The following is a 17382-nucleotide window of genomic DNA, read 5'->3' on the forward strand; positions in this document are numbered from 1 at the left end:
CATGGCACGGGACGGGTGGCGCCCGCCGTACATCCATGAGGTCTTCGCGCAGGTGGCGCGGGTCGGCCGAGACGGCGTGGCAGTGACCGATCACGCGCGGAGCCTCACCTACGGGGAGCTCGACGACGCGGCGGAGCGGCTCGCCGACACGCTCACCGGCGCCGGGGTCGGTCCGGGGATCGTCGTGGGGCTGCTGATGGAGCGCACGGCCGACGCGGTCGTCCTGGTGCTCGCGGTGCTCAAGGCGGGGGGTGCGGTGCTGGCAATGGATCCGGCCTATCCGGATGCCCAGGTCAACCGCATGATGGAGGCGGCAGGGGCCGCGGTGTTGGTCACGGAGGAGCACCGCGGCCACGTCGATCGCCGCGTCCTCACCCTTGGTGGGCTCGCCGCGCTCTCGGGAGCGACCTCCAGGAAGACTCCGGAGCAGGGTGATCTTGCCTTTGTGAACCATACCTCCGGGTCGACACACCATCCCAAAGCCGTCGGCGTCAGCCACCGAAGCATCGCCATCGCCGCCGACGGGTGGCTGGACAGCTACCGCCTTCGTGAGCGTCCCGGGCGGCATCTGCAGTATGCCGGGTTCGGCTTCGACGTTTTCATTCAGGACCTGGCGCGCTGCCTCCTGTCCGGCGGCGAGCTGATCATCTGCCCCTCGGCGGTCCGGCTGGACCCGCCCGCGCTTGCCGACTTCATCCAGGCGCACCGCGTCACCTTCGCCGAATTCACCCCTTCCCTGTTGAGCCTGCTGACCGAGTATCTGCACCTGAGCGGCCGCCGGTTGACCACCCTGGAGACGCTGGCCGTCGGCGGGGAGCCGTGGCGGGTGGAGGCGTATCACCGGCTGGTCCCGCTCGTGCCCAATGCCGTCATCGTCAACACGTACGGCCTAGCCGAAAGCACCATCGACAACCTCGCGCACTTCGGACCGCCGCCCCCGGGCGCGGCGCCCGATCAGCCCATGCCCTTGGGCCGCCCGCATCCCGGCACCGAGATCCTCGTGGTGGCCGACGGGCGTCCCGTGACCGTGGGCGTCGGGGAGCTGTGGCTCGCGGGAGAGTGCGTCAGCACGGGCTACCTGGGTCAGCCGGAGCTGACCGCGCAACGCTTCGTCTCCGACCCGCGTGGTGGAACGGGGACCGCGCTGCGTACCGGCGACCTGGTCCGCCTCGATGCGGACGGCGGCATCTCTTACCTGGGCCGGAGCGATGACCAGGTCAAGATACGCGGCGTGCGGGTGATGCTGGGCGAGATCGAGTCCGTGCTGACCGCTCACCCGGCCGTGCGCGAGGCCGCCGTCATCGCCCCGAGCGGCCGCGAGCTCGTCGCGTACGTCACGGCCGACGCCGACCCGCCCGTTGACGAACTCTGTGCGCTGGTACGTCACGCCATCGTCCCCGAGGCCGTCCCGGCGCGGATCGTTCGCCGGGTTGACCTGCCGATCAACCCGAACGGCAAGATCGACCGGAACCGCCTCACCCGTGAAGCCCACGCCGACGTACCCACGGTGGCGCGGGGCGGCGGCGTCGAGGACGTGGTGACCCGGGTCTGGAGCCAGATCTTCGGACGTGACGCCTTCGCCCCTGACGACCATTTCTTCGCCATCGGCGGCGACTCGGTGACGGCCGTGCGGGTGGCGATGCGTGTGGGCAGTGAGCTTGGCCGGCATGTGCCCGCGACCGCCCTCCATGAGCACCCGACGTTCGCGGACTTCGTCGACTTCTCGATGACGGCCGAGACGCACGCGCCCGCCATCACGGCTCGTGCCGACCCGGCCGCGCATCCGCTCAGTCCCGGCCAGCGGCGGCTGTGGTTGATCAGCAAGCTCCACCCCGGCCAGGCGACCTATGTCGTGCCGACCCTGGTCGAGCTGGCCGGCGACCTCGATCACGCGGCGCTGGCCACGGCACTCGGCGACATCGTGGCCAGGCACGAACCCCTACGGACGATCGTCGTCGAGCGGGACGGCGAGCCGATGTGCCGGGTGCTCGATCCGGCTCCGACGGAGCTGACCAGGCAGGAGGCGGCCGATGAGAACGACGCCAGGATCCTGGTCAGGCGGTTCCTCGAACGGCCCTTCACGCTCGACGCCGAGCCGCCGTTCAGGGCCCAGCTCATCGCTGTCGGACCGGCCCGTCACTGGCTGGTCCTGAGCATCCATCACATCGCCACGGACCAGGACTCCGAGCGCACCCTCCTGGAGGAGCTCGGCCGGTGCTACGACGCGGCACTCTTCCACCGGGCCGCTCCGATGGTGCGACCGGCGATCGGCTATGGGGACATCGCGCTGTGGCGTTCGACCGCCGCCGTGGAAGCCCGGCGGCTCGAAGCTTGGCGGCGCAAGCTGCGAGGGGCCGAGGATCACGCACTGCCCCTGGAGGGCCCCACCCCGGATCGACCGGGAGGTGTGGGCGAGAGCCGGACGCGGTGGCTGGACGCCGCCACGGCCGAACGGGTCCGCAAGGTCGCGCGCGGTCGCGGGACCACCCCCTTCGTCACGCTGCTCGCGGCTTTCGCCGAGATCATCAGCCGCTGGTGCGGCAGACGGGACGTGTGCATCGGCTATCCGGTGTCCAGGCGGGAGCTGGCCGGGATGGAGGACCTGGTCGGCTTCTTCGTCGAAACCTCGGTGCTCCGTCTCGACCTGGAGGACGACCCCGACTACCTCAGCGTGGTGGATCGCGTACGTGACGAGGTGGCCGACGGCATGGCCGCCCTGGACATCCCCTTCGACCTCATCGCGGAGCAGAGCGAGCACCGCGGCCCCCTCTTCCGGGTCTGGTTCAACCATCTGGGGACGGATCGCCGCGCGCCCGCCATGACCGGGCTGCGCACCGCTCTGATCGACGCGCCGGTGGTGCCCGCCATCTTCGATCTCAACGTCTACGTGACCGAGGTCGGCGACGACATCCGGATCGACCTCGTGCACGACGTCGCGGTGTGTTCGCGCGAGGTGGCCGAGGAGATCTGCGACCAGTACGTCGCGCTGCTCGGCGCCGTCCTGGAGCGTCCCGAACTGCCGGTTCGCGGGCATCGGCTGGCCACCTCGCGCTCGCTCGCGGTACTGCGGCGGCCCGATGACCCGCTCGACCACGAGCCGATCCAGCCATCCGCGCTCGCCCGCACACTGATGCGCTCCGTTCGCCGGAGCCCGGATGAGGTGGCGATCCGCGACCAGGACGGAGCGCATACCCGCCGGAGCGTACGTCACGCCGTCTTGAGCGTGGTGCGGGCATTACGCGCGGCGGGCGTGCGTACGGGAGAGGCGGTCGCCGTCTACGCCGAGCGCGACGCGGCACTGGTCGCGGCCATGCTCGGCGTGTTCGCCGCCGGCGGCCGGCTGCTGATGCTCGATCCGCGCTATCCGTCCGGGCGGCTGGAGCACTACCTGAACGTGGCCCGGCCGCGCTGCGTGATCGTGCTGGGCCGGGCCGCGCCGGCGCCCGGTGGATTCGCCCTGGTCACACGGGCGCCGAGCGGCGATTTCGGCGTGTCGCGGCAGGCTGTGGCGGACCACGAACCGTCGGCCTTCGGGGGAGTGGGGTATCTGGCCTTCACCTCGGGCACGACCGGCGGCCCGGTGGGCGTGCTCGGCGGTCTGGGTCCGGTCATTCATTTCCTGCGCTGGTACAGCGTGGAGTTCGGGCTGGGCGCGAGTGATCGGTTCGCCCTGCTCGCCGGCCTGTCGCATGATCCGCTCTACCGCGATGTCCTGGTCCCGCTCTGGACGGGCGCCACACTGTGCGTACCGCCACCCGACGTGCACGCGACGCCCGCGCTGCTGCTGTCCTGGCTGTCGCGAGAGCGCGTGACCGTGCTGCACCTGACTCCGCCGCTCGCCCGCCTGCTGATCGAGGCCGCGGCGCGGACCGCCACGTCGCTGCCGGCGGTCCGGCTGGTGGTGCTGGCGGGCGACACGCTCACCACGGCCGACCTCACCGGACTCGCCGCGTTGACGCCGGACGCGACGCTCGTCAACGGCTACGGGACGACGGAGACGCCGCAGCTCGCCTCGCGGCAGGTGGTGGGAGAGGGATTGCCGTCGCTCGGCTCCGGCGCGCCCGGGAGCAGCCTGCTCGTACTCGACCGGCACGACCGGCTCTGCGGGATCGGTGAGCCCGGTCGGATCGTCGTCCGCGGCGGCCGGCTGGCCGAGGCGCTGCTCGGTGGGGCTCCCGGGCTGCTGCCGGATCCCGTGCCGGGGATCGCCAGGTTCGTCACGGGGGATCTCGGCCGGTACCGCGTGGACGGGACGGTCGCCTATCTCGGGCGGGCCGACGACCTCGTCAAGATCCGCGGCTTCCTGGTCAACCCGATCGAGGTCGACGAGGTGCTGGCCCGCGATCGCGCGGTCGCGGCGTCGGTGACCGTGGTCCGGCCCGGGGCGGACGGAAACGAGCTCGTGAGCTATGTCGTACCGTCAGCGGCTCACCGCCCGGCCATCGCCTCGCTGCGCTCGCGGCTCGCGGCCGTGTTGCCGTCCCCCTCGGTACCAGTGGAGATCATCGAGGTCGCGCGGCTCTCGGTCACCGCGAACGGGAAGATTGATCTGTCCTCGCTGCCCGACCGGGCGCAGCCGACGGCGTCGGCTCATCGTGAGCCGCCGGAGAGCCCACTCGAACGGCACCTGGCGGAGATCTGGTCATCCGTCCTCGGCGTCACCGATCTGGGCGTCACCGATAACTTCTTCGATCTCGGCGGTACGTCCCTGAAGATGATCCGCCTGCACACGGCGGTCTGCCGGGAGCTGGGCGCCGCCATCTCGCTGATCACGCTCTATGAGAATCCCACCATCCAGGCGCTGGCCCGCGGGCTGGCGCAAGAGCGCGAAGACCCGATCGGCTCCGAGCGCCGGCTGCGGGGCCGGTCCACGTCCGAGCGTTCGCGCCGGATCGCGGCCCGGCGACGCGTGTGATCTGAGAGGACATGTCAAGATGCGGGTGCCCATGTCGGAGGGACAGTGGTGGATCTGGCGCGACGTGGGGTTGCGCAGTGCGGGCTTCCCCTTCTCCGCGCTGGAGGACCTGGCCGACGAGCCTCTTGCCGCCCTCGCGGATGATCCGGGCGACCACGGCGAGTTCCTGCGCGCCTGGGAGACCGGCACATCCCGCGGTGTACAGCGCATGATCCAGATCGCTGAGACGGACGCGATCCGCTCCGCCCTTGTCTGGCAAAATCCAGACATCCTGGAACATGTCGTGGACTGGCTAAAACGCCATGGCGACACGCCCGAGCGCAACAAACGGCGGCGCCGCAAGGAAGTAGCGCTCGCCAACTATCTCCAGCGCTATCACGCGAAGAACGAGACCATCGGCGCATTCGGCCCCGCGGCCTGGGCCGAGCTGGACGGACCGTCCGTTGACGTGCACATCGGCCCCAGCGTGATCCGCGCCCGCCAGGTCGACTTCGAGGACTGGGCGGTGGACGGCCTGGCACGGGCGCTCGCGGCCGATCCGGAGGTGCGTCGCCATCTCCCGCCGGCGCTCGCCCTGGGTGTCCGGCTGCACGGTCGGATCGTCGCACGTCCCGACCTGTCCACCGAGGTCCTCTCCGCCGATCTGGCGCGGGTCGCCGGGTGCTGCGACGGTTCGCGGGACCTCCGCATGATCACCACCGAGCTGGCCTGGAAGCACGGGGCCGGCGTGTACGACGAGGTCCGCGTCGCCGCATGGCTGGCCGAGCTCACCGAGCGCGGGATCATCGGATGGGGGTTCGACGTCTCTCAGGGGCCCACGGCGATGGACGAGCTACGCGCGCAGATAGAGACGCTGCCACCGGCCTCGCGGGGCACGTTGCCGGCGGTCGTCGACCGGTTCGAGCGGCTGCGTGCGGATCTGGAAGAGGCGCACGGCCGCCCCGAGCCGCTGGCGAAGGGGCTCGCCGCGCTCGACGAGGAGTTCGAGGCGCTGACGGGGAGCCTGGCGAGGCGTGGGCACGGCCAATACCGCGCCGGTAGGAGGCTGGCGCACGAGGAGTGCCGTCGAGACGTCGAAGTCACGCTGGGCCGTACCTTCCTCGATGCCTTCGAGGCGCCGATGTCGCTGCTCCTCACCAGCGTTCGATGGCTGCTCGGCGAACTGGCGGCGGTGATCGAGTCGACGCTGCGTGATGTCGTCAGGCAGCTCGGTGCCGACCTCGCCTCCCACGATGGCCGCGTACCGCTCGGGCTCGTGCTCGCGCGGGGTTATTCGGTGTTGGAAGGCGGCCCGGCGTTCGATCCGGTCATCGCCGGCCTGCGGGAGCGCTGGCGGGAGATCCTGGACTATGACGAAACCACCTCTCGGGTCGAACGGACCTCGGGAGCACTGGCCCAGGCTGTCGAGAGGACGTTCCCCGCGCCCAGCCGCGCGCCCTGGTACGGCGCGGCGCGCCACAGCCCCGACGTGATGGTGGCCGCGGAGAGCCCGGCGGAGTTCGCGGCCGGCCGCTTCTTCCTCGTCATGGGGGAGATGCACATCGCCAGAGAGACGCTCGACTCCCTGACCTTCTCGCGGTGGCATCCGCGGCCGGAAAGGCTCGTCGCCGCGTCCGAAGAACACGATCACGACCAGCCGAGGTTCGTCCCCCTGTATCCGCGCGGCACGCCGGGCATCACCGGCCGCTCCTACCCGACTCCCGACCTGGTCTCGGATCAGTACCTGTACTTGTCCTTCGGTGCGCGGACCGGAGCCCGGCCCGTCCCACCGCACCGGGTCTGGCCCGTCGACCGGCTCGTGGTCGCGGAGAACGACACGGGTCTCGTCGTCACCGGACGGTCCGGCGGGTTCGCATCCCCGCTGCTGGACGTCCTGGGCGAATACCTGAGCCACCTGGTCGTCGACGCCTTCCAGCTCATGCAGCCGCTCGGCCATACGCCACGCGTCACCGTCGACCGGATGGTGATCGCCCGCGAGTCGTGGCGGCGTCCGGTCACCGAGGTTCCGGTGGGACCGGGCACCGGCGAGGCGGAGGCGTTCGCCGCCGTCCGGGCGTGGGCGCGGCGGCTCGGCCTGCCACGACACCTGTTCTGGCGTACTCCGGGGGAGCCCAAGCCGATCTACCTCGATCTGGCGAGTCCCGCCCTGGTCAACCTGTTCGCCGGGATCGTCAGGCGGGCCCGCGGGGAGCGGCCCGACCAGGTGGTGACGCTCACCGAGATGCTTCCCGATCCCGGCCGGCTGTGGCTGCGCGATGCCGAAGGACGGCGATACACCAGCGAGTTCCGCCTGGTCGTGGCCGACGCGCAGTCCTGACTGGTCGTGGGCGGCGCGCAGTCCTGACTGGTCATGGGCGGCGCTCAGCTCTGGCTGAAGACCAGGCGCAGTTCGCTGGTGTGGGTACGTCCCTGCGCGTCGGGCAGCCAGGTGTGCGCGGGATCCGGATGCATCTCGGTGATGGAGATGACCCCGCCGGACTTGCGTCCCTTGCGGACCTCTGTGAGGAAGTCGTTGACGAACAGCGGGCTGTCGAAGTCGAGGTATCTCGGCTTCGTCCTGGGTGCGGCCCGCCAGAACACGAACCGCGGCATCCCGTGCGCGTCGGCCCAGTGTCGCAGGGCGGCATAGGCGGCGCCCCCGGATCCGCGGTGCGGAATCTCGGCGGCGGGCACCCGCCAGGTCTCCCGCGCCATGACCAGTCGGTCGATGGTCACGCGCGGCGTGTGCGGCAGCGGACGCAACGGGCGGAACAGGCCGCCGAGCGCGTCCTGGGCGAGCTCACCGAAGACATCGAGCATCGTGAGGCGCCCGCCGTCGGGCGTGCGTACGACGAGGTCGGGATCACGCTCCGCGATGAGCTTCGACAGCTCCAGCAGGCGGCCCCGAGGCGTCGGCCGCTCGCCGTTGCCCGGGGAGAAGGAGAGATACCAGTAGCGATCGGAGTAGAGCTCGGGGGTGGGGTAGTCGCGCCCGGTCAGCTCTCCCGTCCGGGGATAGACGGGTACGAGCCGCGGGTGTCTGGCCAGGGCCCGCTCCGCGTACCGCATCAGCCGTGGGGGATCGGGATGGAACTCGGCGAACGACACCGAGTCCACCGTGACCATCGCGGGATGGAGCTCGCCCAGGACGAACTCGTACCTGCCCGCGCACAGGTCCTCGGGACCGCGAGCGGCGATCATCACGTCGGGGCTGTGGTGACACGCGCCGTACCAGGTCGGAGGGGGCGCGGCGAACCGGGTGCGGACGAGGTCGGCGAGGTCGGACGACTGCCTGGTGACGCGCCGGGTGCCCGGCTGGAAAGCGAGGAGATCATGCCAGATGTCCTGAAACTCCTCCGTCGCCGCCGCGAACCAGGAGTGGTCCCCCATACGCTCGAAGAACTGACCGACCAGCAACCCGAGCGGCACGGGTGCCCCGGCCGCCGTCCGGTCGAAGATCTCACTCAACAGCGCTTCGAGGCATGAGCCGAACCGCCAGGTCAGCCACTGCGCGCCGGCCAGCATCAGGTGCATGGGGGGCAGCAACGCGGCCTTGACGTCGGCTCCCAGCCGCAGCTCCAGATCCCGCTCGCACTCCTCGTACACCGCGCGTCTACCCATGGGCCGTTGGTCTCGGCTGTGCACGGCGGGTCCGCCGGTGAGTTCGACCAGGTCGGCGTCGAGAGCTTGGAAGGCGGCCGCCAGAGACTCAGGCCGGTCACCCGCGAGTTCGAGCCGACGGCGGCCCTCTTCGAGCCTGCCCAGAGCCTCCGCCGCCGCGGGGACATTCTGGAGGGCCCGCTCCGGCCACGCGTCCTGCGGTACGTCGTACTTCCAGATGATCAGGCCGGCGTCGTTCAGCCGTTCGAGTACGGCGAGCACATCGTGCTCGCCGCGGATCTCGGTCAGGTTGCGCCGACGCAGGTCGTCGGCCAGGTCGACGGCCAGCTTGATGCCATCGAGGCGGGCGAGAACGGCCGCGTCCGCCGCGGGCAACCTGTGGGGAGGGGCGCCGGGACGGAGCGCCTGCCGCCCCCTGACCACGACGCCGTGGCGTCGGGCCGCCGGTATCCCGCTGCGCGTGGCAGCGTCCGCCGAAAGGGCTCCCGCCAGCGCGTCGATCGCCCAGTCCTCGAAACGGACCGACCTTCTCGAGACCAGACGCGCTCCGGCGCGGACGAATGTGCCGCCGCTGTCGAACCGGAACCAGACGTAGGGCCCGAACGAGCCGATGGTCTCGTTGCGGACGTGGTAGCGCTGGGCGTACCTGGCGAGCGTGGCCTCCTTACGGCGCCTGTCCCGGTTGTGCAGGTAAGGGTGCTCATGCCGGAGCAGCCAGCCGATCAACTGGCCGATCATCTCGGGGTTCTGCCAGAGCAGCGCGGCAGTGAAGGAGTCGCCCCGCGCGATCTCAAGGAGGTCCGCGCTGGCGCGTTCGGCGCCCGCCTGCCAGGAGAGCTCGATCTGCTCGGCGGTGCTGTCGGGATCGAGGGCCAGGGCCGCGGTCTCCGGGTCGGCGAGTCGCAGGAGTTCCCGGACCGGCAGTCCCGCGCCACGCAACACGATGTCCGGCCACAGCCGCCAGGCGGGTTCAGCCATGCCCTGCCTATCGTCGGTTCGATGGTTGGTTGGACACGGTCATTCAGCCACGGGACATCCCTTCGGAGCTAGTAGTCCAAAAGTGGACCTCTCCGAAATCGGACTCCCGATGACCACGAAGGATGGACTGGAATAGGGAGGAGCCTGCCGTCCGAGAAAGGGGCTCCATGACCGATCGCCGGCCGCGTCAGACCCGAGGCCGGGCACCTCGCCCCCGCGCCTCGACCGTCTTCCGGCTCACGGAGATCCTGAGGGAGGTGCTCGGTGCCGCCGCCGGATTCGACGACGACCTCCTCGCCCTTGACCGCGATCCTGTACTGATCACCCGAGTTCACCACGGGATCCTTGAGTCCTTCGGTGTTTCCCTCCCGCTCGACCCGCTCTTCGAGGCTCCGACGCTCACCCAACTCGCCGAACTCGTGGAACAGGCCATGGACGGCGCCACCCGCTCCTAGCCGCGACCGACCTCAGAGCGGGGCACCACCGCGCCCGTCACGCCGGGTGCATCGGCCGGTCCTCGTGCTCGCCGGCACCGTTCGCGCGGGCCGGGAGGAGCAGGGCGGTGATGATCACGGCCACGGACAGAACCGCGCCGATGATGAAGGCCAGCCGCATGCCGTCGAGGCTGGCGAGCGCCGCCGTGACGCCCTCGGCCCTCAGGGCGTCGGCTCGCGCGCTCATCACGGTGATCACGAGCGCGGTGCCGATGGCCGCGGAGACCTGCTGCAGCGTGCTCAGGATCGAGCTGGCGTGGGAGTAGAGCGGCGGGGGAACCGCGCCGAGCCCGATGGTGAACACCGGGGTGAAGGTCGCGGCCAGACCCACCATCAGCAGCGCGTGCAGACCGAGGAGCTGCCAGAACGGCATGGTCATCGTGATCTGGGTGAAGCCGGTGAGCGCGAGCGTGATGCCGATCGCGCCGGGGACGATCAGCACCCGGCCGCCGTACTTGTCGAACAGGCGGCCGACGATCGGACCGAGCAGCCCCATCGCGAGGCCGCCCGGCATCACGAGGAGTCCGGTCTCCAGGGGAGTGAGGTGGCGGATGTTCTGCAGGTACAGCGGCAGCAGGATCATCGAGCCGAGCATCGCCATGAAGGCCACCGACATCATGATCAGCGCGACCGTGTAGGTGCGGTGGAGCAGGGTACGCAGGTCCAGCAGCGGCGTGCCGCGCTTCTGCAACGACAGCTGGCGGACGACGAAGACGGCGATGGCGACCAGACCGGCCGCCACGATCGCGGCGGCGACGCGTACGTCACCGCCCTCGAACCGGCTGAGCCCGTAGACCAGACCGCCGAAACCGGCCGCCGCGGTCACCACGCTCAACCAGTCGATGGTGCTGTACTCGGTCTCTCCGACGTTCTTGAGCTGCTTCAGGCCGCCCCAGGTGATCAAGGCGGCGATGGGCAGCACCACGGCGAACAGCAGCCGCCAGGACCCGAATTGCAGGATCACTCCCGAGACCGCCGGACCCATCGCCGGCGCGACCGAGATGGCCAGGGTGACGTTGCCCATCACCCGGCCACGCTCCTCCTCGGGCACCACCTGCATCAGCGTGGTCATCAGCAGCGGCATCATCACCGCCGTCCCGGACGCCTGGACGATGCGGGCGCCGAGCAGCACCTCGAACGACGGCGCGACGGCGGCCAACGCCGTGCCAAGGAGGAACAGGCCCATGGCGGTGGTGTACACGCTGCGTGTGGACACCCGCTGCAGGAACCATCCGGTGATCGGGATCACCGCGGCCATGGTCAGCATGAAGGCGGTCGAGAGCCACTGCGCGGTCTGCTCGGTGATGTGCAGCGCGTCGATCAGCCGAGGGATCGCATTGATCATGATCGTCTCGTTGAGGATCACCACGAAGGTGGCGAGCACCAGCAGCCGGATCACGGCCGGGGTGCGACCCGGGGCGGCGGTCGCGGGTTTGGCGGGTGAGTCGAGCTCTGGGCTGAACACGGCACCTCTATCAGGGTTGTCGGACATGATGTGGTCATCGGGCTCACACGATGTTGTGGTCATGCAAAGACTGACCGGCACCACCGACAAAATTCATCGCCCCTGCCCTAGCATTCCGGTGAGTGAGGCGAAATGTCACCCGGTTTTCCCCGCTGATGGCTGCGACGCCCCGGAATGACGGCGGCACTCTGGCCGGTGAGTTGAACGGCCATTACCCTGTGCGGTGATGAGCGTTGAAGGGCTGCTCGCAGGCGACCCGAAGCACGTCGGACGTTATGCGCTGACGGGGCGGCTCGGGGCCGGCGGCCAAGGCATCGTCTATCTGGCCAACGCGCCGGACGGCGCCCAGGTGGCGTTGAAGGTGATCAACGCCGAGGTCGGCTCCGATGCCCGCCGCCTGTTCGAGCGTGAGTTCGCCATTCTGCGGCGCGTCTCCAGCTTCTGTACGGCGCAGGTCCTCGATGCCGATGTGACGGCCGACCCGCCTTACATCGTCAGCGAGTACGTCGCCGGACAATCCCTCCACGCCTTTGTCGCCGAACACGGGCCTCTCGCCGGAGCCGAGCTCGACCGGCTCGCGGTGGCGACGGCTACGGCCCTCATCGCGATTCACCGGGCGGGTATCGTCCATCGCGACTTCAAACCGCAGAACGTCCTCCTGGGGCGCGACGGTCCACGCGTCATCGACTTCGGCATCGCCCGCGTACTCCAAGACGGTGCCGCCGTCGCCAGCGCCCAAGTGGGCACTCCCCGCTACATGGCTCCCGAGCAGATCCGGGGCGAGGAGTTCGGCCCCGCCGCCGACATCTTCGCCTGGGGCGCCACCATGGTGTACGCCGCCACCGGCCGCTCCCCGTTCGAGGCCAACTCGCTCCCCGCTGTCCTGTATCGCGTGCTCAACGAGCCGCCTGACCTCGGCTTCCTGCCAGGTCATCTCCGCTCCCTGGTAGGACGTTGCCTCTCCAAAAACCCCACCGACCGGCCCACGGCGGCCGAGCTCCCGCTGTCCATCATGGATCTCGGCATCGGCCCCCAAACCCGAACCGAGCCGCGTCCTGCCGTACGAAAAACAACGAGATGGGCGCGCCGGACGATATTAGTGTCGAGCGCGATCGTCACGGCCCTCGTCCTGGCGGGCGGCGCGCTGTGGTGGGCGAGAGGAAACGTCGAGGCCCCCGCAACGAGGGTCACAGAGTCCGCGACGACCAACGAGCCGCCGGGATACGCCCAGGTGGCGGCGGGGGCGGCACGGACGGCCTTCGAGGCGTGGTACTCCCTCGACTACACCGACTACGACGCCGCAGAACGGCGTACGCTGGCACTCCTCTCCGGGGTGGCGGCGCAGGACTACCAGCATCTGGCCGCCAATTCCAAGAGCGCGGTGGTAGCCGCGAAGGCGAAGCAGACCGCGCGCGCGACCGCCGTGGGAATCATGTGGGCGTCGCCGGAGCGGGTGTCGGTCATCGTCACCGGACTCAGCGCCATCACCCGCAACGGAACCACGGCGCAGTCGGACGATCCCCTGCTGTTCGCCGAGATGGTCCCCTCAGGCGCGGGCTGGAAGATGGACTACGCGCGAACCACACCGTCCGGCCCCGCGGCTCCGGCCGGCGCCGCTTGGCCCACCCCGGAGGTACGGCGGATGGTCACCGATGCCGCCCACTGCCAGACCGAGGCCTTCATCAACGGGCCCCGCCTGGAAGAGCGTCCGGACTTCTTCGATCGTTGCACCACGGGGCGGGCCGAGCAGTGGTGGCGAGAGCTGGCCGCGGTCCCCGATGCTCAGGTTCCCGCCTGGTGGACCTGGCAATACCGGGAGATCGGTACGGCCTTCGAACGGTTCGACGGCCCCGATGTCGCGACCTTGATCCACCTCGGCGACTCGGCCAAGGCCCCTGACCACGAGGTCGTGGCGTACCGGCTGCACCTGCGCCGGGTCGACGGGCGATGGAAGCTGGAGGACGTCACTTCGCCGAAGGACAATCGATCCATGTTCGAGCGGCGTACCAAATGAGCCTGCCCCTCCGCCCGGGCGATCCGGAAAGGATCGGACGCTACCGGGTGCTCGGCCGGCTCGGCGCGGGCGGCCAGGGCGTCGTCTTTCTCGCCACGAGGCACGACGGACGGCAGGTCGCCGTGAAAGCGCTCCCCCGGATCTCCGACGAGGCTGCGCGGCATCGCATGGCGGCCGAGCTGGACCTGCTACGCAGGGTCTCCGGCTTCTGTACGGCGCAGGTGCTCGACGCCGATCTGACCGCCGACCCGCCCCACATCGTCACCGAGTACGTCGCCGGTCCATCTCTGGCCGAGCTTGTCCGGCACGAGGGTCCCCTGCGCGGTGGGGCACTGGAACGGCTGGCCGTCGCCACCGCCACCGCGCTGACCGCGATCCATCGCGCGGGCATCGCCCACCTCGACCTGTCCCCCCGCAATGTGATCATCGGCTCGGACGGCCCCCGCGTCGTCGACTTCGGCCTTGCCCGCGCCGTCGGCGGCCCCACCACGGATCCCCTCATCACCGGCACTCCCGCGTTCATCGCGCCCGAGCAGCTGGCCGGACATCCACCGGCTCCCAGCGCCGACGTCTTCTCGTGGGCCGCGACGCTCGCCTACGCCGCGACAGGCCGTCCTCCTTTCGGTGACGACGCGGTGCCGACCGTCGTCTACCGCGTCCTCCATCAGGAACCCGACCTGGGCACGGACACCGAACTGGGCGGCTTCCTGCGCGCGATCCTCAAGACCTGCCTGGCCAAGGACCCAGCCCTCCGCCCGTCCGCCCAGGACCTCCTCTATCACCTTGTGGACCGCACCCCGCTGCAGCCTGCCGAGGCGCCGACGCCGGCGCGTGGCTGGCGGCGGGGCTGGATCGTCGCGGTGGCGGCGGTCGTACTGATCGCGGGCGGACTCGGTACGGCGATGTGGAGAGGCTGGCCCAGCGATGGAGGCAGACCGGCGAGCCCTGGGAAGGGTAGTAGTGGTGTCCTTGCGCCGCCGCCGCTCTATGCCCTGGAGGCCGGGGCAACGGCCCGGACCGCCTACGCGACCATCAACAGCTACGGCTACAAGACGCTCGCAAAGGACCTCCGGGCAGTGGATGACGCGACCACCGGCCGTGCGGGCGTGGAGTACACCGGCCACCTCCAGGACCAGGCACGGCACATCCGCGACGAGAAGATCGTGCAGCGTGCGGTGGCATCCGAGAGCGGAATCGTCGCCGCACGGGCTGATCGGGTCGTCGTACTGGTCTGGGGCCAGATCAACACGACCAAGGGTTCCACCTCCGACTACCATCTCGGCGGCGTGGTCATGGAGATGCGCAGTGTCGGAACCGTGTGGAAGCTGGACCACGTCTGGCCGCAGAACCCGCAACCGAACTCGGCCGAGATGACGACAGGGGAGTGGCCGTCCGGCCGGACGACGACGCTGCTGTCGGCGGCGTCGGGCAACGGTACGCGCGCCATCGCTTTGGAAGCGCTCACCTCGACGGGCGCCCGGGTGTTCCGCCTCGACGCGGACGGGACGGTGAGCAGGCTCAACGTGGTTCCTGACGGCAGCTCCTTCCGGGTCGAGAGCAGCCGGGAGCTTGGCGCATCCTGAGCCGGGATGTTACGCCGAGGGTCTGCCTTTATCGGGACTTCCGCACGTGGGTGGTGTCGGTGCCGAGGAGGGTGCCGTCGGCGCTGGTCGGCGCGATTTCCGGCACAGGGGCGCCGTGCTGGTCGACAAGGGTGGAGTGGGTCTCGCCGGGGGCGAAGGCGTGGCGTTCTCCCCACTGCCGCAGGGTGAGGATGACCGGGAAGAGGTCGCGGCCGACGTCGGTGAGCACGTATTCCTGGCGGCGCCCCGATGGCGCGGTGCGCTGGGCCAGGAGCCCGTGAGCGGTGAGCTTCCGTAGGCGGTCGGTGAGGATGTTGCGGGCGATGCCGGTCCGTCGCTGGAACTCGGTGAACGATCGTGCCCCGTCCATCGCGTCGCGGATGACGAGCAGGCTCCACTTGTCGCCGACGAGGTCGAGCGTGCGGGCGACGGGGCACTCGGGGTCGGTCCAGTCGGGGTCGGTGATGCTCGGCATGACACCTCCCGATCGGTTGCGGATTGAAACCATTATGCCGTACGGTCAAATTGGTTGCAATCTGCTACTGATTGGGTTTGGAGTGCGATGGACGTGTGGCGGCGGTCGCTGCTCGCGGTGGTGTGTGGTGTCGCGGTGGCGAGCATCTATGCCGCGCAGCCGGTTCTGGAGCCGATGGGACGCGATCTCGGTTTGTCGGCAGAGCTCACGGGGTGGATCGTCGCCATCAGCCAGTTGGGCTATCTGGCGGGGCTGGTGCTGCTGGTGCCGCTTGGCGATGTGGTCGACAGGCGCCGACTCATCGCCGTACACCTGGCGCTCACCGCAGCGGGCATGATCCTGACGGCCTCGGCGTCAGCCGCGTGGGTGGCGTTCGTGGGGCTCGCGGTGGCTGGGGTGTTCGCGGTCGTGGTGCAGATCACGGTGGCCTACGCCGCGTCGATCTCGGTGCCCGCCGAACGCGGACGGAACATCGGCGTCGTGACCTCGGGCGTTGTGGTCGGCATCCTGGGCGCGCGGGTCGTCACCGGCACGCTCGCCGAGGTGTGGGGCTGGCGGAGTGTCTATGCCGTGCTCGCGGCGCTGTCGCTCGGGCTCGCGGCCCTCGTCCTCGTCGTACTGCCGTCAGAGGAGCGTCCCAACCGACCTACGGGGTACGGGCGGGCCGTCGTCTCACTCGGCGGACTGTTCGGGCAGCGCATCTTCCTGGCACGCGGGCTCATCGCGTTCTTCTTGTTCGCATCGTTCGGAACCCTGTGGAGCGGGGTGGCCCTGCCGCTGGCGGACACGCCGTGGCGGCTGAGCGAGAGCCAGATCGGACTGTTCGGCATCGCCGGACTCGCCGGCGCACTCGGCGCGGCACGCGCGGGACGGTGGGCGGACGCAGGACGGGCGGTCCCGGTCGCCGGACTCGCGCTCACCCTGCTCATTCTCTCGTGGGCAGCGATCGCGCAGCTGCCGTGGTCACTGTGGCTCCTCATCGTCGGGATCGTGGTTCTCGACTTCGCGGTCCAGGCCGTGCATGTGAGCAACCAGCACCTGCTCACCGCCGCGCATCCGGATCGCACCAGCAGCGTCATCGGCGGCTACATGGTCTTCTACTCGCTCGGCTCCGCCCTCGGTGCGGCCGCGACCACCGCCGTCTTCACCGCCCACGGCTGGGCAGGCTCCAGTCTCCTCGGGGCCGGATTCGCGGCCTGCGCGCTGGCCGTCTGGGCGACCAGCAGGCGGGCACGCCTCAAACGAACAGTAGCTACGACATCAACCACGTGGTGAGGGCGACGGCGGCCTCGCGTAGGTCGTCGTCGCGGCGCTTCTCGCTCAGCTGGTCGACCGTGAGCCGGAACTGCGGGGCCGTGACCACGAACGCCTGGTTGTACAGGGACCGGCCGCCAAGGGCGATCTCGGTGCCACCGGATTGCGCTTCGACCCCGAGAGTGGTCAGTTCGGGGACCTCGACCTGAGGGAAGTCCTTGTACTTGGGCGGCGCCGACGGAAGGGCGACCGTCACCGAGGCCGTGGGAATCTTCTTTCCCCACGAGCAGGTCAGCGCGCCGCTGGCGTCGTACCGCTTGCTGAACTTCTTCCCTTTGATCAACGCGCCCATGGCGGCGACCATCCGGGGATCGTCACAGCTCTTCGGCAGCGCGAACGGCCGCGCCAGTGCGGTCGTCGCGGTCAATGTGGTCGGTGCGCTCGGTGTGGTCGGTGCGCTCGGTGTGGCCGGTCCGGTCGGTGTGGAGGACTCTGAGGGAGCGGCAGGGCTGTTACCACCGCACCCTGTGAGCAGGCCACCGAGGAGCGTCACCCCTAATAAGGCTCTGGAAATCATCGACATGCGCCAAGTATCCAAGATCGC

Annotated in this window: 10 protein-coding genes; 6 read left to right on the forward strand and 4 right to left on the reverse strand. The window is 69.9% G+C overall.

Going from position 1 to position 17382, the window contains the following annotated elements:
• The first annotated feature begins 1 nt into the window (after position 1).
• Entirely contained in the window at positions 2 to 4915 is a 4914-nt protein-coding gene (locus LDL49_RS42450; protein ID WP_225300482.1) for a non-ribosomal peptide synthetase, read from the forward strand.
• Between the two features lie 19 nt (positions 4916 to 4934).
• The gene (locus tag LDL49_RS42455; protein ID WP_225300484.1) at positions 4935 to 7232 is read left to right on the forward strand and encodes a lantibiotic dehydratase; all 2298 of its coding nucleotides are present in this window, start codon (positions 4935 to 4937) and stop codon (positions 7230 to 7232) included.
• Positions 7233 to 7276: 44 nt separating this feature from the next.
• Here the strand turns inward: LDL49_RS42455 and LDL49_RS42460 are convergent, their stop codons facing one another.
• Positions 7277 to 9493 (reverse strand): lantibiotic dehydratase, encoded by a 2217-nt coding sequence (locus LDL49_RS42460; RefSeq protein WP_225300486.1) that lies wholly within the window; start codon positions 9491 to 9493, stop codon positions 7277 to 7279.
• Positions 9494 to 9660: 167 nt separating this feature from the next.
• Here LDL49_RS42460 and LDL49_RS42465 point away from each other — a divergent pair, with 167 nt between their 5' ends.
• A complete protein-coding gene (locus LDL49_RS42465) occupies positions 9661 to 9948 on the forward strand; it encodes a phosphopantetheine-binding protein (protein ID WP_225300488.1) in 288 nt (95 codons plus the stop codon).
• Between the two features lie 37 nt (positions 9949 to 9985).
• Here the strand turns inward: LDL49_RS42465 and LDL49_RS42470 are convergent, their stop codons facing one another.
• Positions 9986 to 11452, reverse strand: a complete 1467-nt coding sequence (locus LDL49_RS42470; RefSeq protein WP_225300489.1) for an MDR family MFS transporter — start codon at positions 11450 to 11452, stop codon at positions 9986 to 9988.
• Between the two features lie 226 nt (positions 11453 to 11678).
• On the opposite strand from LDL49_RS42470, the gene LDL49_RS42475 reads away from it, so the two are divergent.
• Both LDL49_RS42475 and LDL49_RS42480 read left to right on the forward strand, forming a co-directional pair.
• Positions 11679 to 13466: a serine/threonine-protein kinase gene (locus tag LDL49_RS42475; protein ID WP_225300492.1), complete on the forward strand. Its 1788-nt coding sequence runs from the start codon at positions 11679 to 11681 to the stop codon at positions 13464 to 13466.
• Entirely contained in the window at positions 13463 to 15049 is a 1587-nt protein-coding gene (locus LDL49_RS42480; RefSeq protein WP_225300493.1) for a serine/threonine-protein kinase, read from the forward strand. Before LDL49_RS42475 ends, LDL49_RS42480 begins: the two co-directional genes overlap by 4 nt.
• Positions 15050 to 15077: 28 nt before the next feature.
• On the opposite strand, the gene LDL49_RS42485 is transcribed toward LDL49_RS42480, so the two are convergent.
• Positions 15078 to 15524 (reverse strand): winged helix-turn-helix transcriptional regulator, encoded by a 447-nt coding sequence (locus LDL49_RS42485; RefSeq protein WP_225300495.1) that lies wholly within the window; start codon positions 15522 to 15524, stop codon positions 15078 to 15080.
• An 87-nt stretch (positions 15525 to 15611) separates the two neighbouring features.
• Between LDL49_RS42485 and LDL49_RS42490 the strand changes: the two genes are divergently transcribed.
• On the forward strand, positions 15612 to 16799 hold the full coding sequence (locus LDL49_RS42490; protein ID WP_225300496.1) for an MFS transporter: 1188 nt from the start codon (positions 15612 to 15614) through the stop codon (positions 16797 to 16799).
• Here the strand turns inward: LDL49_RS42490 and LDL49_RS42495 are convergent.
• A complete protein-coding gene (locus tag LDL49_RS42495) occupies positions 16777 to 17205 on the reverse strand; it encodes a hypothetical protein (RefSeq protein ID WP_225300498.1) in 429 nt (142 codons plus the stop codon). The two genes, LDL49_RS42490 and LDL49_RS42495, sit on opposite strands and share 23 nt — an antisense overlap.
• Positions 17206 to 17382: the final 177 nt, after the last annotated feature.

Origin of the sequence: Nonomuraea aurantiaca (assembly GCF_020215705.1) — a bacterium.
In the GTDB taxonomy this organism is placed as follows: domain Bacteria; phylum Actinomycetota; class Actinomycetes; order Streptosporangiales; family Streptosporangiaceae; genus Nonomuraea; species Nonomuraea aurantiaca.

Coding starts and splice junctions, on each gene's coding strand:
- LDL49_RS42450 (WP_225300482.1), top strand. CDS start 2: ATGGCACGGGACGGGTGGCGCCCGCCGTACATCCATGAGGTCTTCGCG.
- LDL49_RS42455 (WP_225300484.1), top strand. CDS start 4,935: ATGCGGGTGCCCATGTCGGAGGGACAGTGGTGGATCTGGCGCGACGTG.
- LDL49_RS42460 (WP_225300486.1), bottom strand. CDS start 9,493: ATGGCTGAACCCGCCTGGCGGCTGTGGCCGGACATCGTGTTGCGTGGC.
- LDL49_RS42465 (WP_225300488.1), top strand. CDS start 9,661: ATGACCGATCGCCGGCCGCGTCAGACCCGAGGCCGGGCACCTCGCCCC.
- LDL49_RS42475 (WP_225300492.1), top strand. CDS start 11,679: ATGAGCGTTGAAGGGCTGCTCGCAGGCGACCCGAAGCACGTCGGACGT.
- LDL49_RS42480 (WP_225300493.1), top strand. CDS start 13,463: ATGAGCCTGCCCCTCCGCCCGGGCGATCCGGAAAGGATCGGACGCTAC.
- LDL49_RS42485 (WP_225300495.1), bottom strand. CDS start 15,524: ATGCCGAGCATCACCGACCCCGACTGGACCGACCCCGAGTGCCCCGTC.
- LDL49_RS42490 (WP_225300496.1), top strand. CDS start 15,612: ATGGACGTGTGGCGGCGGTCGCTGCTCGCGGTGGTGTGTGGTGTCGCG.